Source organism: Belliella marina, assembly GCF_042682445.1.
In the GTDB taxonomy this organism is placed as follows: domain Bacteria; phylum Bacteroidota; class Bacteroidia; order Cytophagales; family Cyclobacteriaceae; genus Belliella; species Belliella marina.
In genome coordinates this window covers 6,846-13,624 of sequence record NZ_JBHUHR010000048.1, presented here as the reverse complement: position 1 = coordinate 13,624, position 6,779 = coordinate 6,846, and the positions used below count along the sequence as shown (strand labels likewise).

The 6,779-nt window shown below is 42.1% G+C and carries 4 protein-coding genes; all 4 read left to right on the top strand.

The annotated features are described in order from the left end of the window. Positions 1-3,063, top strand: a 3,063-nt coding sequence (locus tag ACFSKL_RS21295) for a DUF7507 domain-containing protein (protein ID WP_376889163.1), incomplete at its 5' end; no start/stop codon positions are given. 12 nt (positions 3,064-3,075) lie between these two features. Then, complete coding sequence (locus ACFSKL_RS21290; protein WP_376889160.1) at positions 3,076-4,050, top strand: PorP/SprF family type IX secretion system membrane protein; 975 nt, start codon at positions 3,076-3,078, stop codon at positions 4,048-4,050. A 3-nt stretch (positions 4,051-4,053) separates the two neighbouring features. Then, positions 4,054-6,402 (top strand): OmpA family protein, encoded by a 2,349-nt coding sequence (locus tag ACFSKL_RS21285; protein WP_376889159.1) that lies wholly within the window; start codon positions 4,054-4,056, stop codon positions 6,400-6,402. A 26-nt stretch (positions 6,403-6,428) separates the two neighbouring features. Further along, positions 6,429-6,734 (top strand): hypothetical protein, encoded by a 306-nt coding sequence (locus ACFSKL_RS21280; protein ID WP_376889157.1) that lies wholly within the window; start codon positions 6,429-6,431, stop codon positions 6,732-6,734. Positions 6,735-6,779: the final 45 nt, after the last annotated feature.

Sequence of the window (6,779 nt, the reverse complement as noted above, 5' to 3'; positions counted from 1 at the left end):
GCTGTTGGCGATGTATTGGAATACGCAATCACTGTAACCAATACAGGGAATGTGACCTTGGAGAATATCGAGGTTGAGGATGCCTTGACCGGCTTGAACGAAACAATCGCAAACCTTGCCCCAGCTGGAACAGAGACCTTCCCGACCACGCATACGATTACCCAATCCGACTTGGACAACGGATCTGTACTGAACGTGGCAACCGCCAACGGCGAAGATCCGAATGGCAACAATGTTGATCCAGAAGATCCGACGGAAGGAGAGGAGGAAACACCAGCAATCCAGGAACCATCCTTCACCATCTTGAAGGAATTGATATCGGTGAACGGTGATGCAAGCATAACTTCCTACAACGCTGTTGGCGATGTATTGGAATACGCGATTACTGTTACGAACACAGGGAACGTGACTATTACAGATGTAGTTGTAGATGATCCGCTTATTGAGTCGATTACGAATGTTAGTTTTGGTACGCTTGCTCCAGGTGATAATATAGTTGTGAATGGCAATTATACTATCTCCAATGAAGATCTAGTTAGTGGAGCTGTAACCAATATTGCCACTGTATCTGGAAAAGATCCTAATGACAACAATGTATTTGAAGAGGATACAATTACTATCAATTCTATACCAAACATCATTATAGCAAACGACAATGAATTTGGTCCAATCAATGGGGCAGATGGCGGCACTACACCAAGCGTATTGGAGAATGATACATTGAACGGAGAACCAGTGGATCCAGCAGATGTGAACCTGACCCTTGTAGGTGGTGATCCAGAGCTGACCTTGAACCCTGACGGTTCGATTGCGGTAGATCCAAACACACCTGCGGGAAATTATACCTTGGAATACAGTATCTGTGAGATACTGAACCCGACGAACTGTGAGACAGCAACGGTGACTGTAACAGTTGTCCCTGCACCAATCGTAGCAAACGACGATGAATTTGGTCCGATCAATGGAACAGATGGCGGCACTACACCAAGCGTATTGGAGAATGATACCTTGAACGGAGAACCGGTGGATCCAGCAGATGTGAACCTGACCCTTGTAGGTGGTGATCCAGAGCTGACCTTGAACCCTGACGGTTCGATTGCGGTAGATCCAAACACACCTGCGGGAGATTATACCTTGGAATACAGTATCTGTGAGATACTGAACCCGACGAACTGTGAGACAGCAACGGTGACTGTAACAGTTGTCCCTGCACCGATCGTAGCAAACGACGATGAATTTGGTCCGATCAATGGAACAGATGGCGGCACTACGCCAAGCGTATTGGAGAATGATACCTTGAACGGAGAACCGGTGGATCCAGCAGATGTGATCTTGACCCTAGTAGATGGTGATCCAGAGCTGACCTTGAACCCTGACGGGTCGATAACGGTAGGGCCAAACACTCCTGCGGGAGATTATACCTTGGAATACAGTATCTGTGAGATACTGAACCCGACGAACTGTGAGACAGCAACGGTGACTGTAACAGTTGTCCCTGCACCAATCGTAGCAAACGACGATGAATTTGGTCCGATCAATGGAATAGATGGCGGCACTACACCAAGCGTATTGGAGAATGATACCTTGAATGGAGAACCGGTGGATCCAGCAGATGTGATCTTGACCCTTGTGGAAGGTGATCCTGAACTTACATTGAATCCTGACGGATCGATTACGGTTGCACCTGATGCATCTAATGGGACATATACATGGACCTATCAAATCTGTGATGTCCTTAATCCAACCAACTGCAGTACTGCAACAGTCATAATTGTAGTAGACGGCAATACTATTGAAGTAATAGATGATGAATTCTTAGCCAATGAAGATACGCCAATAGTTTTGGATGTATTGTCAAATGATTTGTCAGACTTGCCGATAGATCCAGCCACTCTTGCAATTGTAAGCAATACAACCAATGGTACTCTGGTTATTAATTCTGACGGTACAATTACCTATACACCAGAAGAAGGATTCTCGGGAGTAGATACATTCGTCTATGAAGTATGTGACAGTAGCTCACCTACACCAAGCTGTAGTCAGGCGACAGTAACAATTACTGTGAGACCAATCTTGGTGGATTTAGAGAAAATTGTCAATGTTGAAACCGCTGCACCTGGTGATATCCTGAATTACACATTGATATTCACCAACAGAAGTGAATTTGTCCTTACCAATGCTAGAGTTGAAGATTTACTGCCAGATGAGTTAATGTTCATGAGTTCAAGTCTAGATACCTCTGGAGATTTATTCTGGGATTTTGCAGAAATAGGTATTGGAGAGACTTTAGAAATCCAACTTAATGCAATGGTTCTTGAGGAAGGTGAGATTGTGAACAGGGTAATCTTTGGCAGAAGAGGATTTGTCATGGAAGCATCTGCTCCTACAGTGATTTCGGAAAAAATCATTGACTTGGCAATCACAAAGACTTCCAATGAAGTAGCGATCTGGGAAGGGGATGAATTTGAGTATAACATCATAGTGTCTAATATCGGCGGTACAGATGCTACTGAAGTTCTTATAGAAGATGCACTTCCTGCTGGAGTACGATTTGTTTCCCAGAGCTTCGAAAGCACTGACTCGTCTATTGAAATCAACTTCAGCCAACAGACAGGTACGTTAAGGTGGTTGGTGTCCGATTTCCGCTCTGATGTTGTTATAAACATCAGGCTCAGGGTTGTGGCTGAAGCACTTTCTGAAAGCAATGAACAGACAATCACCAATATGGTGTCTGTTACAGGAGCCGAACAGGATTCTAACCTTGACAATAACAGCGATAATGATGTAAATAGGATTCGACCATTCTTTATTCCAAATGTGATTACACCTGATGATGATGGTAAAAATGACAGGTTTGAGATCAAAGGACTTGATAAATTCGATTCCAACAACATAGTGATTTTGAATAGATATGGTGACCATGTGTTTGAAGCTGATGATTATCAGAATGATTGGTCTTCTGAAAACCTGCCTGCATCTACCTATTTCTATGTCTTGAAAGCTGTTGATGCGTCAGGCAGGGAACATATTTTCAAAGGCTGGATCCAAGTAATCAAAGATTAAAGGAAAGCAACAATGAAAAGGATTTATAACATAACAATGATGATAATGCTGATGGTCTTGATGACCATCGGCAGCGTTGAGTCACAGCAATTGCCTCAGTTTAGCCAGTATATTTTCAACGGGTTGCACATCAATCCAGGGTATGCGGGATACAAGGGACAGCCCTATATACAGAGTACTTACCGCGATCAGTGGGTAGGCTTCCCAGGAGCACCCAGAACCTTTACCATAACAGCAGATCTGAGTGCAAATGAGGAGACTATGGGGTTTGGTATTTCAATGATGAGCGACAGATTGGGGCCTGTGACAACGAATTCAGGTATGTTGTCATACGCCTATAGGATCCAGACAGGCCGTAAAAGCTTTCTTGGGCTCGGGGTCAGTGCTGGAGCGAGCGAGTATGCACTCGATGGTAGTATGCTGGATCCGAATGACCAGAATGACCCAAACATTCCTGAAGGTAAAGTGAACCTATTCACACCAAATATGAATGCGGGATTGTTTTTCCATACTGATCGGTTTTATGCCGGGTTTAGTACATTTAATTTGATAGGTCGGAATACGCTTCGCAGAGAAGATATTTCTTTGGCATTCCATGATTTCCATTATTACCTGACAGCTGGGGTTTTGGTTCCTTTGGGTGGAGCAGTAGAATTCAAACCTAGTTTTCTGATCAAGGAAGTAAAAGGCGCTCCAACAAGTTATGACCTGAATGCAATGTTTTTGTTCAATGAAAGAGTTTGGGTAGGAGGATCATACAGGTCAAATGTACAGCTTGGCATGGATCATTTGCAGAGCAATCTAAACCAACGCAATGCAGTAGCGATGATCGTGGAGATATTTGCCACTCCGTATTTGCGGTTGGGTTATGCTTATGACCATAATTTGAATGTTCTGAGTGATTTCAGGAACAATTCCCATGAGTTGTCAGTGGGTTACTACATACCTTCAAGAAATGTTAAAATGCGTAATCCTAGATGGTTTTAAGCTATGAATAAATTATACATACCTATTTGTTTTCTTTTGATGATGCTGTCTTATAGTCAAGCCAGTGGTCAGAATTACATATTGCGATATGCTGATAAGCAGTATTCTTTGCAAAATTACCACCATGCTGCCTCAGAATACGAGCGGGCTTTTGAAAAACGGGAACGTTATAGTACAGCAAAGCGGATTGCAGAATCTTACAGAGAAATTCGTGATTATCCGAATTCAATGGAGTGGTGGGCAAAAACGGTTGGGTTTGAGGAAGCTGAAAGAGATGATTATTTGGAATATATCAGGGCTGCTTATTTGAATCTGGGATCGAAGACCGACATCAAAGAATTGTTGTCTGAGAGCAGGTTCAGTGAATCTGATTTTCCAGAGATTGACTTTGCGTATATGGCATCCTTGTATAAATCCCGGTCTGAATTAGAGTTGAAGCCTGTAGATGGAGTAAACAGTTCGGATTCCGATTTTGGGTCTGCTTTTGACAAAGATGGAAATCTGTATTTTGCATCAGATCGGGGAGAAGTCATACCAAGCAGTAAGGCTGCTATCCGTCCAGACTTAAATAATATTTACAGCAAAGAACGATACGATTTCAATGACAGGTCATTTTTCAAACTTTACAGAAAAGACAGTTCAGGAAATCTTACAGCCTTGGATTCAGGCAATCCAGAGGTCTTGCATTTTTCTGATGCCAGTTTTCTGGATAGCCAGAGGTTGATGTTTTACACTGTGACCAGAAGTATCCGGAAGGCTAAACGTAACCGAAACTTTGCCGTTGGAGGGGAAATTTTCTACAGCAAGGTGGATTCTTTGGGGAACTTGCATGATCACGTTCCTTTGGGGATAAATGATGCGGTAAATTACGGAGTGATGCATCCGTTTGTAGATGAATCTGCCAGTAGGTTGTATTTTAGTTCTGATATGCCTGGAGGATATGGAGGTTTTGATTTGTATTATATGGAGTTTGATTCTGAGATGAATTTTGGTACACCTGTAAACTTGGGTGCTGAGATCAATACAGATAAGAATGAAAGCCATCCGTTTGTAGCTGAAGACTGGTTTTACTTTTCCAGCAATGGTCATCCGGGCATAGGGGGATTGGATATATTCAGATCTTCAATTAAATCAGGTGAGGTAAAAGGTGTAGAAAATATGGGGGTTCCATATAATTCAAACAGGGATGACTTTGCCTACAGTATCTCCCCAGATGGAAATCCATATTTGAGTAGTGATAGAGAAGGAGGGATGGGTTTGGATGACATATACAGCATATTGGAATTGCAAAAGCGGTTATTGGCAAAAGTAGTAGATTGTGATGGGGAGTTGTTTGCAGAGAGTTTCGATGCGGTTTTGACAGATTTGAAAAAAAATGAAGCAGTATCTATAGATAAAGAAAGTTCAGGCGAGCTTCGTGCTGACTTGTCACCAGAAAGTAACTATGACATTAAGATAAGCAAGCAGGGATATTTCAGTATATATGACAATACCTTGAGTACAATTGGCATGGAAGGGGAAATCCTGGAGCGTACGTATAGGTTGGCAGAGATTCCGTATCAGATGCCGGTGTATGTAGATATTGTATATTATGACTTGGATAAATATTTTATCAGGGAAACTGAGATGCCTGTATTGGACAAGATTGGTGAATTGATGAGCAAATATGATTTCTTGGATTTGAAGGTGTCTTCGCATACGGATTCGAGAGCGAGTCATACATACAATGAAACTTTGAGTCAAAATAGAGCGGATGCAGTGAGTGAGTACCTGAAGCAGTACAATGTTGGGGAAGATAGGATTCGTTCGGTTTGGTATGGAGAGGAAAAACTCACCAACGACTGTGGAGATGGCGTGCCGTGTCTAGAGTGGGAGCATCAGTTGAACAGGAGATCGGAGTTGGTACTGGAAGCTTTTTCTGATCCAAACAGACAATATGATTTGCCGAAGGAGTTTCTGGATAAAGATATCTGTGATGGGTTAGGTATTTTTGAGGAGTTGCAAAAGGAGTTGAATGCCATACCGATCGTGTACTTTGATTTTGACAAGTCCTTTATCAGGCCGGTACATAGGAAAGAGCTTGAGCGAACAGCTATATTGATGAAGCGTATGCCGAACTTAAATCTCTACATATCTGGCCATACAGATCAGCGTGGCAGTGAGGAATACAATAAATCGCTTTCTGAAAGAAGAGCAGCGATTGTGATGAACTATTTGGTGAATAGAGGGGTGGAAGCAGTAAGAATGCAACACGAGTGGTTTGGTAAAACACAGCCAGTCAACGACTGTGGGGAATGTGATTCAGCACAGCATCAGCTGAACAGAAGGACAGAACTTCAATTGAAAAAGTAAGGCTGGGTTTAAAGTTTCTGCTTGATGTGATACAGGAAACAGATTCGAAAAAAGATCTTGAGTGCCTGCTTTTCGCAAAAATCAAATTGGCAAATTTGCTTTGGGTAGTTGGGGAATTTGATAAATGTCTATCCTATCTACAAGAAGTTGAGAAGAGTATGGAAGAAATTGATGACCCATTTCTCAAAAGTGAATTGTATCAGGAGTATGCCCAATATTACTTTCAGCTAAATCTATTTGAGTTGGCAAAATCCAATAACGAAAAAGCATTGAAGTACCTATATTCGGAAAGTGATTTGAATAATAGAAATTCTAGACTTGCTTATTTATAACCTGAGTTCGATTGTTATCACAAAGTCAAAATCAATAAAAATATA